Origin of the sequence: Peribacillus sp. RS7 (assembly GCF_041956845.1) — a bacterium.
Lineage (GTDB): Bacteria > Bacillota > Bacilli > Bacillales > DSM-1321 > Peribacillus.
In genome coordinates this window covers 5054187-5070976 of sequence record NZ_CP168135.1, presented here as the reverse complement: position 1 = coordinate 5070976, position 16790 = coordinate 5054187, and the positions used below count along the sequence as shown (strand labels likewise).

13 protein-coding genes are annotated in these 16790 nt (G+C 40.5%); 11 read left to right on the top strand and 2 right to left on the bottom strand.

Annotation, left to right across the window (positions count from 1 at the left end; genetic code table 11):
• The first annotated feature begins 1 nt into the window (after position 1).
• The 6 genes from ACDZ29_RS25120 (at position 2) to ACDZ29_RS25095 (ending at position 6184) form a co-directional block, all read left to right on the top strand.
• On the top strand, positions 2–1021 hold the full coding sequence (locus ACDZ29_RS25120) for a zinc-binding alcohol dehydrogenase family protein (protein ID WP_375089034.1): 1020 nt from the start codon (positions 2–4) through the stop codon (positions 1019–1021).
• Between the two features lie 13 nt (positions 1022–1034).
• A complete protein-coding gene (locus ACDZ29_RS25115) occupies positions 1035–1655 on the top strand; it encodes a bifunctional 2-keto-4-hydroxyglutarate aldolase/2-keto-3-deoxy-6-phosphogluconate aldolase (protein ID WP_289325268.1) in 621 nt (206 codons plus the stop codon).
• 12 nt (positions 1656–1667) lie between these two features.
• Positions 1668–2744: a mannonate dehydratase gene (gene uxuA / locus ACDZ29_RS25110; protein WP_289325267.1), complete on the top strand. Its 1077-nt coding sequence runs from the start codon at positions 1668–1670 to the stop codon at positions 2742–2744.
• On the top strand, positions 2741–3577 hold the full coding sequence (locus ACDZ29_RS25105) for an SDR family oxidoreductase (RefSeq protein WP_375089033.1): 837 nt from the start codon (positions 2741–2743) through the stop codon (positions 3575–3577). Before uxuA ends, ACDZ29_RS25105 begins: the two co-directional genes overlap by 4 nt.
• 206 nt (positions 3578–3783) lie before the next feature.
• Complete coding sequence (locus ACDZ29_RS25100; protein ID WP_289316211.1) at positions 3784–4785, top strand: LacI family DNA-binding transcriptional regulator; 1002 nt, start codon at positions 3784–3786, stop codon at positions 4783–4785.
• A gap of 157 nt (positions 4786–4942) precedes the next feature.
• Positions 4943–6184 carry an MFS transporter gene (locus ACDZ29_RS25095; RefSeq protein WP_289325265.1) on the top strand — a complete coding sequence of 414 codons (1242 nt, stop codon included), beginning with the start codon at positions 4943–4945 and terminating at the stop codon, positions 6182–6184.
• Between the two features lie 108 nt (positions 6185–6292).
• On the opposite strand, the gene ACDZ29_RS25090 is transcribed toward ACDZ29_RS25095, so the two are convergent.
• Entirely contained in the window at positions 6293–7162 is an 870-nt protein-coding gene (locus tag ACDZ29_RS25090) for a helix-turn-helix domain-containing protein (protein WP_375089032.1), read from the bottom strand.
• 199 nt (positions 7163–7361) lie between these two features.
• Here ACDZ29_RS25090 and ACDZ29_RS25085 point away from each other — a divergent pair, with 199 nt between their 5' ends.
• From ACDZ29_RS25085 to ACDZ29_RS25070, 4 genes are all read left to right on the top strand, one after another.
• The gene (locus ACDZ29_RS25085) at positions 7362–8867 is read left to right on the top strand and encodes a UxaA family hydrolase (protein ID WP_375089031.1); all 1506 of its coding nucleotides are present in this window, start codon (positions 7362–7364) and stop codon (positions 8865–8867) included.
• A 31-nt stretch (positions 8868–8898) separates the two neighbouring features.
• Entirely contained in the window at positions 8899–9912 is a 1014-nt protein-coding gene (locus ACDZ29_RS25080; RefSeq protein ID WP_370015263.1) for a zinc-binding alcohol dehydrogenase family protein, read from the top strand.
• An 83-nt stretch (positions 9913–9995) separates the two neighbouring features.
• On the top strand, positions 9996–11483 hold the full coding sequence (locus ACDZ29_RS25075; RefSeq protein ID WP_375089030.1) for a tagaturonate reductase: 1488 nt from the start codon (positions 9996–9998) through the stop codon (positions 11481–11483).
• 320 nt (positions 11484–11803) lie between these two features.
• Complete coding sequence (locus tag ACDZ29_RS25070; RefSeq protein ID WP_289316217.1) at positions 11804–12508, top strand: TerC family protein; 705 nt, start codon at positions 11804–11806, stop codon at positions 12506–12508.
• Between the two features lie 243 nt (positions 12509–12751).
• On the opposite strand, the gene ACDZ29_RS25065 is transcribed toward ACDZ29_RS25070, so the two are convergent.
• Positions 12752–14233, bottom strand: a complete 1482-nt coding sequence (locus ACDZ29_RS25065) for an aldehyde dehydrogenase family protein (RefSeq protein WP_289325259.1) — start codon at positions 14231–14233, stop codon at positions 12752–12754.
• 521 nt (positions 14234–14754) lie between these two features.
• On the opposite strand from ACDZ29_RS25065, the gene ACDZ29_RS25060 reads away from it, so the two are divergent.
• Positions 14755–16596: a sigma-54-dependent Fis family transcriptional regulator gene (locus ACDZ29_RS25060; RefSeq protein ID WP_375089029.1), complete on the top strand. Its 1842-nt coding sequence runs from the start codon at positions 14755–14757 to the stop codon at positions 16594–16596.
• The last annotated feature ends 194 nt before the right edge of the window (positions 16597–16790 follow it).

Genomic DNA, 16790 nt, shown 5'->3' with positions numbered 1-16790 from the left:
AATGAAAGCGGTTCAAGTACGTAAAGCTCATGAACTTATCATTCAAGAAGTGGAAAAACCCCGGATTTCGAACTCAACGGATGTACTTGTGAAAGTAAAAAGAGTCGGGATCTGTGGATCGGATATGCATATTTACCATGGTACGAATCCCCTTGCAACTCTGCCGCGGGTAGTTGGGCATGAGGTAGCGGGAGAAGTTGTGGAGATAGGTCAAGGTGTCGCGGGCATAAAAGTGGGGGACCACGTTGTTATTGAGCCAATCAGTTATTGTGGGGAGTGTTACGCTTGCCGTAAAGGTCGCCAAAATGTTTGTGAAAAACTGTCCGTTTTTGGCGTGCATGAAGATGGTGGGATGAGGGAATGGTTCGTCCTTCCCGAGAAACAATTACATGTTGTGGATTCCGCTTTAGCTTGGGAAGAAATAGTATTGGCTGAGCCTTATACAATTGGCGCACAGGCCGTTTGGAGAGGCGAAGTGGAGGAATGGGAAACAGTGCTTATCCAAGGAGCAGGCCCTATTGGAATTTGCATATTAAAGATGGCAAAGCTTCAAGGTGCATCAGTGATGATCACGGATTTAAGTGATGAGCGTTTGGAATTCGCTAAAGAAAGCGGCGCCGATATTACCGTCCATGCGGGAAAAGAAGATGTTCAAAAGCGAGTACAGGAATGGACGAAGGGCGAAGGGGCCAACGTCGTCATTGATGCAGTATGCTTGCCGATGACATTTGAATTGTCATTCGATGTCGTATCAACGGCTGGCCGGATTGTCGTACTGGGTTTTGATGAACGTCCTGCATCCGTTTCCCAGCTGCCAATCACTAAAAAGGAAGTATCGGTAAAAGGATCTAGATTGCAAACCAACCAGTTCCCAAAAGTGGTCAAGCTGTTAAATGAAGGCAGACTAAGACATGAAGGTTTAGTTACCCATACATTTTCACTCGATGATATCCAAGAGGCATTTAATTTTGTTGAAAATCATCCAGAACAAGTTCGAAAAGCGATCATCGTTTTTAATTAAGGGGGTAGGAGTTATGGATAAACATTCAATTATTCATCGAATAATGGAAACGAAAGTAGTGGCTGTTATCCGTGGGCAAGATGCAGGGGAGGCAGTAAAACTTTCGAAAGCAGCTGTGGATGGCGGTGTTCGGGCAATAGAATTGACTTACACAACTCCGGGAATTGAAGAAGCTTTCAAAGAATTGCAGAATACGAATGCACTTTTAGGAGCAGGCTCGGTACTGGATTCTGAAACGGCACGACATGCGATTTTAGCTGGTGCCAATTTTATCGTCAGTCCCTATTTTGTCAATGGTGTTGCTGAACTTTGTAATCGATATGGCATTCCCTATATGCCTGGTTGCATGACAGTTAGAGAAATGGCTATGGCATTGGAAGCAGGTTGTGATGTTATAAAATTATTTCCGGCAAACCATTTTGAACCTTCTTTCATCAAGTCGGTTAATGGTCCCCTGCCCAATGTAAGGATCATGCCAACCGGCGGAATTAATTTGGACAATATGAAGGACTGGCTGAATGCAGGCGCGGTATCAATCGGTATCGGCAGTGACTTGAACAAAGCCTATAAGAATGGCGGCTATGAGGCAGCAGTGGAGTTAAGCAGAAAATACATGCAGAAAATTGCGGAATGATGGAGGTGCATGATGAACATTACATTTAGATGGTACGGGAAAGACAATGATACTGTTTCATTGGAGCACATTAAACAGATTCCTGGAGTGAAAGGGATTGTCTGGGCACTACACCAAAAACCTGTTGGTGAGGTATGGGAAAAGGAAGAAATTAAAGAAGAAATCGAGTATATCCAATCATTTGGTTTTCACACGGATGTCGTGGAGAGTGTAAATGTCCATGAATCGATAAAATTGGGTAACGAAGATCGCATGATATATATAGAGAAATACAAAGAGACGATTCGCAATCTTTCGGAAGCTGGTGTGAAAGTCATTTGTTATAACTTCATGCCGATCTTTGATTGGACTCGGACGGAAATGTTCCATCCTTTGGAAGATGGCTCAACTGCCTTATTTTATGAAAAGGCGAAAGTGGATACGTTAGATCCGCAAGATTTAATTCGTACTGTAACCGAAGCTTCAGATTTAACTTTACCCGGTTGGGAACCCGAAAAGATGGATCAAATTTCTGAATTATTCGAAGCTTACAAGGCTGTGGACGAGGAGCAGCTATGGGCGAATCTTGAAATATTCCTTAAAGAAATATTACCTGTTGCCGAGGCTTGCGGTATAAAAATGGCAATACATCCTGATGATCCGCCATGGTCCATTTTTGGCTTGCCAAGAATCATCACCGGAGAATCGAGTTATGAAAAACTGATCTCGATTTCGGATTCGCCGTCGAATGCGTTTACCATGTGTACAGGCTCGATGGGGGCAAACCCAAAAAATGATATGGTCCAAGTAGCTAAAAAGTATGCAAACCGTGCACCTTTCTCCCATATACGCAATGTGAAGATTTATGAAAACGGTGACTTTGTGGAAACGTCCCATCATACTCAAGATGGTTCCATCAATATACAGGGTGTTGTGGAAGAATTGAATAAGCAAAATTATACGGGTTATGTCAGACCGGACCACGGCCGCCATATTTGGGGAGAAGTTTGCCGCCCAGGTTACGGTTTATATGACAGAGCACTGGGAATCATGTATTTACTAGGTTTATGGGATGCATATGAAGCTACTAAATTAGGTGAAAAATCATGATTCCCATCCATGAAAACCTAACAAACAGGGTAGCGGTAATCACTGGAGGCAGTGGTGTATTATGTTCCAAAATGGCTGTGGAATTGGCCCGTCATGGTGTCAAGGTAGCGATATTGAATAGAACGGCTGAAAAAGGGCAAGAAGTGGTCGAACTCATTGAACAATCTGGGGGCGCTGCGATATCCATCGCGACAGACGTTTTGGATAGAACTTCATTGGAGAATGCAAGGGAGAAAATAATAGAAACATTCGGTAGAGTTGATCTATTAATAAATGGAGCGGGAGGCAATCACCCTGATGCCATTACAGCTCCAGAGAAATATGGGGAAGAAGCGGAAGGAAAATCCTTTTTTGATTTGGATGAAAATGGTTTCTCTCAAGTTTTTGCCAGCAATTTCACCGGTACATTTTTGGCCAGTCAGGTTTTTGGAAAAGAGTTATTGCAAGTGGAAGCACCAGTTATCGTAAACGTATCTTCCATGAGCTCCTACGCTCCAATGACTAAAGTACCAGCATATAGTGCTGCCAAAGCTTCGATAAATAATTTCACCATGTGGATGGCTGTCCATTTTGCCGAAGAGGGATTACGGGTGAATGCCATTGCTCCGGGATTCTTTTTGACGATGCAAAACCGGGATCTGTTGCTTAACGAAGATGGGAGCATGACAAAAAGGTCTAATAAAATCATTACCGCGACACCAATGAAGCGTTTTGGTCAGCCTGAAGATTTACTCGGTACTTTGCTGTGGCTAGTTGATGAATCCTATTCGGGTTTTGTCACGGGAATAACGGTACCTGTCGATGGGGGCTTCATGGCATACTCAGGCGTCTGAATTCAGTTCCAATAAAAAAGCAATCAAGTGACCGGTTGTACATTAATTCAATTAGTTCCAGGGTAAGGGAAATTGACTTTTTTACTGCATCAGAAGGTGATTGTAAAGCTTTACTTATTATAATAAAATATTCCTTATATAAATAAGCCATATTGTTTTATGGCTTTAGGCAGAGAAATGAAAAAACACGACAGGAATGAATGAAAATGAAAACCATTACAATTACTGATGTCGCCAATCACGCGAAAGTATCAAAAAGCACGGTTTCCCAATACCTGAACAAGCGATACGAATATATGAGTGAAAAAACCAGGAAAAAAATTGAAGAAACTATAGAAGAGTTAAACTATCAGCCTAATATAATTGCGCGCAGTTTAAAACAAAAATCCACTTTTACAGTTGGGGTAGTGGTTGCCAACATCCTTCATACGTTTTCAACGCAAGTTATTAGAGCTATAGAAAACTACTTTTATGAACAAGGGTTCCATATTATCGTATGCAATGCAGATGATAATCCTGAAAAGGAAAAGAATTATATTGAAATGCTAAGAGCTAAACAAGTGGATGGGATCATCATTTTTCCCACAGGGGATAATCTGGATTTATATAAACGGATGAAGAGTGATCAATTCCCGATTGTTTTCATGGATAGGACGATCGAGGAATTAAATATTGCAACAGTCATGCTCGATAATCACCTTGCTTCCAAGTTAGCCATTGACCGGTTTGTTGAAAGGGGTTTTGAAAACATTGCAATCATGACCACTTCAATAATACGCGATATTAGTCCCCGAATCGAACGGATCCAAGGGTACAAGGATTCACTCGCGTCACATGGGATACCATTTAATTCTGAATATATTAAAACAGTGAACGTAGATGAAATTCCGAATGCACTTTCAGAATTTTTCGAATTGGAAAAGCCGCCTCAAGCCATATTGGCAGGAAATGATATCGTCCTTAATGAGGTATTGCGTTATATGAAACAGCACGAAATCAACATACCTGATGACATAGCGGTCATAGGAATCGATGATGTACCGTATGCCAGTTTCTATACACCGACCATCACAACGGTTAATCAGCCAGCCATTGAAATGGCCAACTTGGCAGCAGAGTTACTGCTTAGTCAAATCAATAAAACAGGAAATGAGGATACAAGTGTCCATCGCTTGAAACCGACTTTGCTTTCAAGGAATTCTTGTTAGAACCGGATGTAAGAATTCCTGTGGAAAAGAAAGCGCTTAATTGCGGGAATTCTAAACCGATTTAGTTATAGGTCATATAGGCTTTACTCTTGGTTATTAAATGGAAACGTTTCCAAAAATGCGTCTGCATTTATTGAAGCGTATAGGGGGGTACTTTATGTTTTCAAATGGTAGAGGAATGGTCATCGTTTTCTTGTTCTTGGCAGGGGTAATAAATTATCTGGACCGATCTGCACTGTCCATTGCGGCTCCGTTCATCCAAGATGATTTATCTTTAACTGCAACACAGATGGGAATTATCTTTAGTAGCTTTTCTGTTGGATATGCCATCTTCAACTTCCTTGGAGGAATGGCGTCCGATAGATGGGGTGCGAAGCTAACGCTTTTTGTTGCGATGATCGTTTGGTCTTTATTCAGTGGTGCACTTGTACTTGCTGTCGGTTTTGCGAGTATGATAGTCATCCGCATACTGTTTGGGATGGGCGAAGGTCCTCTTTCGGCAACAATCAATAAAATGGTTAATAACTGGTTCCCAGCGAATCAGCGGGCATCTATCGTTGGTTTAACGAATAGCGGGACACCGCTTGGTGGCGCAATTGCAGGTCCAATAGTTGGATTTATTGCGATCTCATATGGATGGAGAGTTTCTTTCATTGCCATTATGGTGATTGGTCTTATATGGGCGATTTGCTGGTGGAAATTCATTAAAGAAAAACCAGAAGAGTCAAAAGAACAGAAACTTACGGGGAAATCTTATGTAGCGGCAACATCGGAAGAAAAGGTGAAATTCACCTTTTATTTAAAACAAAAAACGGTTTTATTTACAGCTCTAGCCTTTTTTTCTTACAACTATATTCTCTTCTTTTTCTTAACTTGGTTCCCAAGCTATTTGGTGGATGCACGCGGCCTAAGTGTAGAAAATATGAGTATCATTACAGTGATTCCTTGGATTTTTGGATTCATCGGACTTGCTTTGGGTGGATTCGTGTCGGATTTCTTTTTTAAAAAATTCGCTCAAAAAGGTGTTTTATTCTCACGTAAGCTCGTACTTGTAACATGTTTGTTCTTATCGGCGGTATGTATTGGTTTTGCCGGACTTGTATCCACAACGCTCAGTGCGGTTACACTTGTCGCACTTTCCGTCTTCTTCCTATATTTGACTGGTGCCATTTACTGGGCAATCGTCAACGATGTTGTCGACCCTGGTAATGTTGGATCTGTTGGAGGTTTTATGCATTTCTTGGCAAATACAGCAGGAATCATCGGACCGACTTTAACAGGATATATTGTCGATACCTCAGGCACATACACTGTTGCATTCTTGCTTGCAGGTGGATTGGCCATCGTTGCATCGCTTGCAGTCATCCGTTTTGTACAACCGATAGGAAAGCCTGCGTAATAGATTGTTAGAATGGAAGTGTCTCCCAAAGGTAATATCAAGGGAAGACACTTCCATTTTTAATCGATCGATATTTTTCCATATTTATCAGACATGAATTTTACCATCCTAGCCCATACGATTTTCTTTGCGAAATGCAGCAGGTGTCTTATCATTGTATTTTTTAAAGGTACGATAAAATTGGGGCATGCTTTCAAAACCACACATTTCAGCAATATTGGCAATGGTGTGATTCGTTTCCAGTAATAGTTCCTTTGCCTTGATGATCCTTTTCGTATTTAAATACACGATTAACCCAATTCCAGTCGTTTCCTTAAAAACTCTGCTGAAATGAGCGGGACTGACCAATGCTTTGTGTGCAAGTACCGTCAAAGATAATGGTTCACCCAAATGGTCATTAATATAAATTAAGATATCTTTGATCCATTCTGAACTATAGCTTTTGCCCTCAGTAAAATCTTGTTTGTCATTTATCCGGGTACGGTATAAATCAAGTATGATTTGGTGAACGACCAGCAAACAAGCATGTCTCGAACCCATTGAATGGCTAGTTGACTCTTGCAGGATGAGTTGGAGCTGTTCTTCGATCTTTACTTGTTTCTTTTGCGGCAAGGATATTTTATAATTCTTACTCTTTTTTGTTAGGTCAAACAAATGTAAATATGAAAAAGAATCATCAACCATATCTTTATATATTAATGTTGGACTGAAAAAGATAATGGTGGAGGTAACAGGATCGTCCTTGTTGGGTAATGCCCTATGAATGGTATTATTCGGGATCAGGAATACATCCCCTTGCTGCATATCATAAAACACATCACCGATAAAAAAGGTCCCATTACCGTTATAAACATAAACAATTTCATAATGGTCGTGCATATGATCTGACAATTCAGTCTGAGGACTTTTAGTATCTTGATAGACAAAAGAAAATGGGAAGAGTAAATCATGTTCTAATGGATTATGGGTTTTTTTCATTTCGTTCAGCTCCTGAAAATATAATACAACAAGAATGAGTATATTTATAGCAAAATATGCAATTTATATTTCAAATATTGATGTTAAAATGATAATAGATTCAATAGAAAGTATATTTAAACACAAAAATGAAAGGGCTTTCTAAACGTATTGACGTTTGCTCTTTGAACGTCATCACCCATGATAAGGAGGGGACAAAATGAATAAATTTGTTCAATTGCATTCAAATGATGATGTGGTTATTTCCTTGGAGGAGATTTATAAAGGACAGAGCCTCCAGATTCAATCAGAAGACAGCGGTATGATCCATATAAAGGCAAGTGATGACATTCCTAAAGGGCATAAGATGTCAATGAAACCGGTAAAACGAGGGGGGGACGTAATCAAATTTGGCTACTCGATCGGAAAAGCTAAAGAAGATATCTCCATAGGGGATTGGGTTCACACCCATAATCTAGCATCCGGTTTGCAGGGTATATTGGATTATTCCTATAAACCTAGCATTCAAGATACAGAAGAGCCAAGTCAAAATCATACCTTCCAAGGATTTATCCGTGAAAATGGGGAAGTGGGTATCCGGAATGAAATCTGGATCATCAACACGGTCGGTTGCATCAATAAAACATGTGAAGTTCTAGCTAAAATGGGCAATGAGCAGTTTAAAGATCGCCAAATTGATGGGGTTCATCATTTTTCCCATCCCTACGGTTGTTCTCAATTAGGAGATGATTTGACCCATACCCAAAAGCTATTAGCGGCCTTGGCTCAACATCCGAATGCAGCCGGGGTTTTGGTTGTAGGATTGGGATGTGAGAACAATCAAATCGAAGCATTTAAAGAAGTAATAGGCGAATTTCCTCCAAATCGAATTAAATTTTTAAAAGCCCAAGAGGTTGATGATGAATTAGAGATCGGCTTACGTTTAATGGGAGAATTAGTGGAATATGCGGAAGGGTTCGTACGAATGCCCGTACCGGTTTCAAAGTTGAAAATAGGCTTGAAGTGCGGGGGTTCCGATGGTTTTTCAGGCATAACCGCTAATCCATTGGTTGGTGCGGTTTCCGACCTTATAGTAGAACAAGGCGGTACCACGATATTGACAGAGGTTCCTGAGATGTTTGGAGCGGAAACGATATTAATGAACAGGGCAAAGGATGAAGAAACCTTTAATAAAATCGTTGGCCTTATTAATGATTTCAAACAGTATTTCATTCGCCATGATCAGGAAATTTATGAAAACCCTTCACCTGGAAACAAGGAGGGCGGCATAAGTACACTGGAGGAAAAATCACTTGGATGCACGCAAAAAGGGGGCCATGCCACTGTAGTGGATGTAAGCCCATATGGTGAACGAGTAGTGAAGCATGGATTGAATTTGATCAATGCTCCCGGGAATGACCTGATTTCGGTGACGGCCTTGGCAGCAGCGGGCGCACATATCGTTCTATTCACCACAGGAAGGGGAACACCTTTTGGCGGTCCGGTGCCAACTGTAAAAATAGCTACGAATTCAGAATTGGCCGATCGTAAAAAGCACTGGATTGATTATAATGCCGGGCGGTTAATTGAAGGTCAAAAGATCGATGAATTAAAGGACGATTTATTCCAATACATCCTTGAACTTTCATCCGGTAAAAAGAAAACGAATAATGAAAAATTCGGTTATAAGGAGATAAGCATCTTTAAAGAAGGAGTCATTCTTTAATACATATCTCATAAAAAAGGAGTGTTAATCAGTGAAGACTATCGTTTGTGAACAACCTTTTGAATTTAAGATGATCGTGTCGGAAAAACCAGTTCCAAACCCGGGGGAAGCTTTGATTCGTGTGCGGCGCATAGGAATATGCGGTACTGATATTCATGCATATGGAGGTAATCAACCCTTTTTTAGCTATCCTCGAATACTTGGCCATGAACTATCCGGTTATATTGAATCCCTACCGGAGAACGCATCAGGATTGAATGTCGGGGATCAAGTATCAATCATTCCCTATATGGAATGTGGAAAATGCATCGCATGCAGAAATGGAAAAACGAATTGCTGTACGGATATGAAAGTGTTGGGTGTACATAAGGAAGGCGGTATGTGTGAATGGATTACGGTTCCTTATGATCATTTGGTGAAAACCGAGGGTCTTACACTTGACCAATCGGCAATGATAGAGCCTTTAAGTATAGGGGCCCACGCGGTCAGACGGGCTGCTATTCATAAAGGGGAATTTGCACTTGTAATTGGTGCTGGTCCAATTGGCTTGGGAGTCATGGCATTCGCAAAGGAACAGGGTGCGAAGGTGATCGCAATGGATGTAAATGATGAACGCCTTGCGTTTGCTGGCAAATGGGCAAATGTCGATTATTCTTTGAACGTATTGGAGAATCCAATGGAGAAATTAGCTGAATTGACAAATGGAGATATGCCCAGCGTCGTATTTGATGCGACAGGTAATGCTAAATCAATGATGGATTCATTTAAATTCCCTGCTCACGGCGGAAGATTGATATATGTAGGTTTGGTTAAAGCGGATATTTCCTTTAATGATCCTGAATTCCACAGTAAAGAGCTTACATTAATGGGAAGCCGTAATGCAACAAGGGATGACTTTGACTATGTCGTAAATACGCTGAAAAATGATAAGTTGGATATGAGTCAGTATATTACACACCGCACACATATGGATGAAATGATCAATCAGTTTGAAGGGTGGTTAACTCCTGAAGCTAAAGTGATCAAGGCCATTGTTGAAATATAAGTTTAAGGTTTCTGGTCGTAAGGACTACCACTTGAAATTGTATTCCGAATTGGATATTCCTATGAGAAAGGAGTTTTTTGGTCATGAACATGAATAAAGGTCACCTGAAGAGTCTGAGTAAAGATACAAAAGCTGTCCAAAATCAACATATGATGGATTTTCCCATAAAGGTATTGCAGATTGGGGAGGGGAATTTTCTCCGCGGCTTCTTTGATTGGATGATATATGAATGTAATAAACAAGGCCATTTCCTGGGAAGTATTGCTGTTACCCAGCCTCGTCCCGCTGGAAAAGGGAAAATAGAGGAACTAAAGCGGCAAGATGGACTGTATACATTAATGTTAAGGGGTTTCCACCAAGGTGAGAAAGTGGAACATCCAGAGATCATTTCTGTTTTTTCAAAGGTAATTGATCCTTATGATGAATGGATGGAATTTTTAACATTATCCGAAAACCCTGCATTGGAATTTGTAGTTTCCAACACGACCGAAGCAGGAATCAAATATCAGCCGATTCCTTTGGAAGAAGGAGTGCCGATTGAATCTTTTCCAGGAAAACTGACTGCATTTTTATATCGGCGTTATCTGCATTTCAACGGTGATGCGGAAAAAGGACTCATCATGCTACCTTGTGAGCTTTTAGATAGAAATGGTGATTCATTGAAGGAATGTGTTCTCAAGCATGGCAGTGATTGGGGTTTACCAAAGCCATTCATGGAGTGGGTGGACCAGGACAACCTATTTTTAAACTCGCTTGTAGACCGTATCGTAACAGGATTCCCGGCTAATGAGTCGGAAAAACTATTTGAGGCATGGGAATATAAGGATACTCTCCTAAATACGGCTGAACCCTATCATTTATGGGCTATTGAAGGTGACCCTTCTATTGATGAACGTCTACCTTTACAAAAAGCCGGATTAAATGTGCGTTGGGTTAAAGATTTAGTACCTTATCAAATGAGAAAAGTACGGATTCTTAATGGTTCACATACCTTGATGGCTCCTCTAGGCATTTTATCTGGATTGGTAGAAGTAAAACAGGCAATCGATCATCCGGATTTCTACAGATACTTGAGCATGGCCATCGAAGAGGAAATAATCCCTACATTACCTTTTGCTCATAATGAGATGATGCTATATGGGAAAAGCGTTCTTGAACGATTTATGAATCCCTATGTACATCACCTCCTTGCCGATATTTCGCTGAATAGCATTTCGAAATTCAGGGTTCGTCTCCTGCCAACTTTAGAGGAATATTATAAGGCGAAAGGTAGCCTGCCTGACTGCATCGTACGAGGTTTTTCGGGCCTGATCCGATTTTATAAGGTTTACGAAGTGAATGGGAATTATATAGGTAAAAGCTTTACGGGTAAAGAATATGTCGTTAAAGACGATATAAAGACAATTGAATTTTTTAGGGAACATTGGCTTCGTTATGAGAGTGGAGATATTTCACTTTTACAATTGATAGAGGCCATCTTAAGTAATCAATATCTATGGGGGAAGGATTTGGGTTATATCAAAAACCTAGGAAACGAATTATGCCTAAAACTAGCTGGGATGATTGACTGAAATTATCCGTTGAAAGGTGATGGGCTAGGTAAAGTTCATGAATATTATTCCAATCTCTTATTTTTTACTTTATTTTATTTGTATTTTTGGTATACTGGATTAGTGATATTTTTTCTTGGTAGATTCCTAAGGGAAGATATCAAAAGAATTACATATTCTTTATTCCCGTGAAGGGGAGTAGCGTCAGGGATAACCTGAAATAAAGTCGTCATTACGTGGGATTCCACCGGCTTTATTGGCCTAATTCATTTAGTGCTTAGCGAGACCTTTGCCATAAATGGCAGAGGTCTCTTTATTTTTGTATAAAGGAGGAAAATGTGTTGGATTTTTTAACAGGTGAATTTATTTCAGGACTTTTAGCGATCATTATGATAGATTTGGTTCTTGCCGGTGATAATGCGATCCTTATTGGATTGGCTGCAAGAAAGCTTCCAAAAGATCAGCAAAAAAAGGTGATAATATGGGGAGCGGTCGGGGCAATAGTGATAAGGATCATCGCAACGCTGCTGGTTGTTTGGCTCTTAGAGGTGCCAGGACTGCATTTAATAGGGGGATTACTTCTTGTATGGATTGCTTATAAGCTCCTTATCGATGAAGAAGAACATGATTTGAAGCCTGCAGACTCTATGTGGGCTGCCATAAAAACTATCATTATTGCAGATGCATTGATGGGATTGGACAATGTCCTAGCTGTTGCAGGTGCTTCTCATGGTAACTTCACTTTAGTGGTAATCGGTTTACTTGTATCAATTCCAGTAGTGATGTATGGAAGCACTTTGATCCTGAAACTGATCGAGCGCTTCCCATTCATCATAATAATTGGTGCGGGAATACTAGGCTGGACAGCTGCTAAAATGATCGTAGCTGAACCCTTCATGCACGACTACTTTACAAATCCCTTCATAAAATATGGATTTGAAGCGATAGTAGTGATCGGAATCCTGGTTGCCGGGACTTCAAGACAGCAAAAAATAGAAAAAGAAAAAGCAAACAAAGAGAAAATGCAAATTGAACGTAATGGGTAATTAGCCTAAAGAGACCTTTCGAAAATGAAAGGTCTCTTCTTTTGGTCTAGAACATAAGTTACTAAAACAAGGAAAGGGTGTCCAAAGTCCGGACTTTGGACACCCTTTTGCGAATATTTAAAGGAAACGAAAACAGGCTCTAATGTCTTTATTAATACATGAATTGAATGAGTGACTAATTCCCAATATCCAGATGCATTTCAATTGCAATGTCTGAGCCAAATGGAGCGATCATTCTTTTTGTTAGTTTAAGTTAATCCATACACTTTTAACTTCCGTATAATTATCCAATGCATAACTGCCCATTTCCCGACCGATTCCACTTTGTTTATAACCACCAAATGGAGAAGCTGCATCAAAGGCGTTATAACAGTTTACCCAAACTGTACCTGCCTTTAATTCATTAGCCACATAATGGGCTTTTTTTACATCTTGTGTCCATAAACCAGCGGCCAATCCATATTCAGAGTTATTTGCACGGTTTATCACATCGTCCAAATCGTCAAAAGGCATGGCAGCTACAACAGGACCGAAGATTTCTTCTTTAGCGATTGTCATTTCATCTTCAACACCTGCAAATATTGTAGGTGCTACAAAATAACCCTCACCTTGTCCGTAATTGCCCCCTGTAACCACTTCAGCTCCTTCAGACTTCCCTTTTTCAATATAACTGCCCACTCTTTCCAGTTGTTCACTGGATACCAATGGCCCTATCTGGGTTGATGGATCAAGACCGGCCCCTTGTTTAATATTTTTTGCGTGGGACACTAAGTCAGCTACCACGTTATCATAGGATTTCTTCTGAATGTACAGTCGGGAACCGGCACAGCAAACTTGTCCTTGATTAAACATGATGCCCATCAAAGCACCAGGAATGGCTTTACTCATATCTGCATCCGGTAAAATGATATTAGGTGATTTCCCACCTAGTTCCAACGAGATTTTTTTCACAGTGCCCGAAGCTTGGCGCATGATCATTTTCCCTACTGAGGTTGAACCGGTAAAGGCAATTTTATCGACATCAGGATGGTCTACAAGCGGTGATCCTGCTGTTTCCCCGAATCCAGGTATGACATTAAGAACACCAGGAGGAAAACCGGCTTCAAGCGCCAATTGCCCTAAATATAATGCTGAAAGCGGCGTTTGCTCCGCTGGTTTTAAAACGATCGTACATCCGGTTGCAAGGGCTGCACCTAATTTCCATGCTGCCATAAGAAGGGGGAAATTCCAAGGGATGATTTGTCCTACCACTCCAACTGCTTCATGACGGGTATAATTAAAGTAATTTCCTGCAACAGGAATTGTTTGACCCACTATCTTAGTGGTCCATCCAGCATAATAACGGAAGTGATCAATGGCGAGGGGGACGTCGGCATTAGTGGTTTCACCAATTGGCTTACCATTATCCAGGGTATCTAATTGTGCTAACGCTTCTTTATGATCCTCCATTAGGTCCGCTAACTTATAAATGAGGCGACTGCGTTCCGATGCACTCATTTTTTTCCAGGGACCGTTGTCGAAAGCCTTGCGGGCTGCTTTGACTGCTTTATCTACATCTTCTGGTCCTGCTTCACTCACAATGGCCAGAACCTTCCCATTTGAAGGATCGAGAGTCTCAAAGGTTTTTCCTGAAGCAGCTTCCACCAATTCCCCATTGATCAATAGCTTTTTAGTGCCCTTTAAGAATTCTTGCACTCGCGGATTAAGTTTAATAGTTTGTTCCATGTATAATACCCCTTTTCATATTAAAGTTCGATCATGAAAATCTGTCCGGACAATTGCGTTCTCTAAGTAAATGGATCAGGCATATGCTTATGTCTTCAATAAGAATTTCCCATTGGCTGATCTGTTGCATAAGGAAAACACTACCCAACGGAATACAAGGCTTTCGACTTACTTGGTTCTTTCCCCCCTTATCAAAAAGGAATCAATTACTCATCATGTAATTATGCAAGACTTATGCCAATAATAAAAAACCAATAAAATCAAGGGAATTGGATCGAAGGAAGTCACCTAACTGTTCCACTTTGGAACAGTTAGGTGTTCCAGTATGGACCAAAAACGTTTAATACTTAGCAAAAAGGGAATTTTCATTTTGGTGGATATCTGAATTTTCTGTTATAATTAAATTATATGGATTAACCCTTAATACTCTTAAACTGAAGATTGTTTAGAGTTGCCTAATTGAAATTGAATCGAAAAACAGTGGCCGTTTACTGGATTTTACATACGGGAGGACTTATTCAATGTCTATTAATATTAGCGCGGATAAAGGAACCGTTCCGGCATTTATTCAAGAATCATGGAAGCGGTGCCATTCAAAAGGACTTCAGCCTAGCACGATGGATAAGGAAGATATGCTTGGCGCATTTGAGTTGGCCGAATACCACGATCAATATGCAGAACTGCTGTACCATTCTTCCCCCATTTTAGAGGAAGTTCATAGCTCGATTAATGGCTTGGAGTCCATTTTATTACTTGCTGCTCCTGAAGGTTATATCATCGAAACAGTTGGCGATCCAGCTTTCATTCGTCATGCAGATAATGTTTCCCTCAGAAAAGGGGCCAACTGGCTAGAGGAATCAAAAGGGACAAATGCAATAGGAACAGCCATTGTAGAGAAAAAACCCGTATTGATTCATGGCAATCAACACTTTCATCAGGATAACCATTTCCTTACTTGTGCCGCTTCCCCCATTTATCACCCTGATGGGCATCTGCTTGGTGTCTTGAATTTAAGCAGTCATCAACAGAATTATCATCCTTTTTCCATTAGTCTGGTTCAAAGGGTGGCTGATAGCATCAAACAAGCGCTCTTATTGTCACATACTCAAAAAAGGGAGAAAAACCTTTATTTTATATTTGATCAATACCCTGATCCTCTAATCACCCTTGATAAAGAGGGCAAAGTTACAAATCTCAACATTGCGGCATCCAAAGTTATTGGCACATTAAAAAAACCGATACCGAATATAATATCAAGATTAGACCCGCGTGTTTTAGAACAGAAGATTTCAATAAAAGACCAGGAATACACAGTTCAGCCCCTTGGTAAAAATATGGAAAATCAGTCCTCCGTGATCCTACGGTTAAAAAAACAAAAATTGAATGATGGTTTAACTAATCGATATCAATTTACCGATATAATCAGTAATGATCCGCAAATGAATCAAACCATATCCATTGCCAAAAGGGCAGCAACACTTGATATCAGTCTTCTAATCACTGGAGAAAGTGGAACGGGAAAAGAACTGTTCGCTCAATCCATTCATGGGGTTAGCTTAAGAAGCGATAAACCGTTCATCGCTATAAACTGCAGCGCAATACCCGAGAACTTATTGGAAAGTGAGTTATTCGGGTATGAAAAGGGTGCCTTTACTGGCGCAAAAAGCGGCGGACATAAGGGGAAGTTCGAAGCTGCTGATGGCGGAACCCTGTTTTTGGATGAAATCGGGGACATGCCGCTTCCAGCTCAAGCGACTCTGCTTCGCGTGCTTCAGGAAAGATGTGTGACCCGTGTCGGCGGACATGCTTCCATTCCAATCGATGTAAGAGTCATTGCCGCCACAAACAAAGACTTACAAAAAGAAATTGAAGCGGGGGAATTCCGTGCCGATCTATTTTTTCGCCTGTGTGGATTATCGTTAAAACTTCCAAATCTCAAGAGTCGTAAAGATTTATTACTGTTAGCAGAATACATTTTAGAGGGTTTAGCATATAAGAGCGAACATACCGAATTAACGCACGAAGCTAAAACATTCATTTTGGAATATTCGTGGCCAGGAAATTTCCGTGAATTGCAAAACGTGCTCGGACAGGCTGCATTCCTAGCTGATAATGGTCCGATTACAAGGGACTTACTCGAGGCACTTTGCCCTGTTTCTTCCACTACACTTGAAGAAAAGGCAAATGCCGATCGAGAACCAAGAAACTTTCAAGAACAAGAAACCAAAATTATCAGGAATGCCTTGGAACGAACAAATGGAAATATCAGTAACGCCGCAAAACAACTTGATATCGGCCGAAATACACTTTATAGAAAAATGAAAAAATACGGAATGAACTTTCAAAAAGTAAGAGATTCTTAAGATATAAAAAGCAGGAATGAAGAGTTTCCTTTTTATGAAAATCTCTGACCTGATTTGGTCGTTCCTTTGTTATCGCAAGCAACTATATGCGGACCAGCAAACCTTGTCTCCTTACAAGCTACTTTTCATCTTCAAAACAATAAATAATGAAGTGCAGGAAATCAAAATCTCATATAGAATGATGTTATTGATAT

Bases quoted from the DNA above. Each gene is read 5' to 3' on its own strand.
- ACDZ29_RS25120 (WP_375089034.1), top strand. From the start codon at position 2: ATGAAAGCGGTTCAAGTACGTAAAGCTCATGAACTTATCATTCAAGAA.
- ACDZ29_RS25115 (WP_289325268.1), top strand. From the start codon at position 1,035: ATGGATAAACATTCAATTATTCATCGAATAATGGAAACGAAAGTAGTG.
- uxuA (WP_289325267.1), top strand. From the start codon at position 1,668: ATGAACATTACATTTAGATGGTACGGGAAAGACAATGATACTGTTTCA.
- ACDZ29_RS25105 (WP_375089033.1), top strand. From the start codon at position 2,741: ATGATTCCCATCCATGAAAACCTAACAAACAGGGTAGCGGTAATCACT.
- ACDZ29_RS25100 (WP_289316211.1), top strand. From the start codon at position 3,784: ATGAAAACCATTACAATTACTGATGTCGCCAATCACGCGAAAGTATCA.
- ACDZ29_RS25095 (WP_289325265.1), top strand. From the start codon at position 4,943: ATGTTTTCAAATGGTAGAGGAATGGTCATCGTTTTCTTGTTCTTGGCA.
- ACDZ29_RS25090 (WP_375089032.1), bottom strand. From the start codon at position 7,162: ATGAAAAAAACCCATAATCCATTAGAACATGATTTACTCTTCCCATTT.
- ACDZ29_RS25085 (WP_375089031.1), top strand. From the start codon at position 7,362: ATGAATAAATTTGTTCAATTGCATTCAAATGATGATGTGGTTATTTCC.
- ACDZ29_RS25075 (WP_375089030.1), top strand. From the start codon at position 9,996: ATGAACATGAATAAAGGTCACCTGAAGAGTCTGAGTAAAGATACAAAA.
- ACDZ29_RS25065 (WP_289325259.1), bottom strand. From the start codon at position 14,233: ATGGAACAAACTATTAAACTTAATCCGCGAGTGCAAGAATTCTTAAAG.
- ACDZ29_RS25060 (WP_375089029.1), top strand. From the start codon at position 14,755: ATGTCTATTAATATTAGCGCGGATAAAGGAACCGTTCCGGCATTTATT.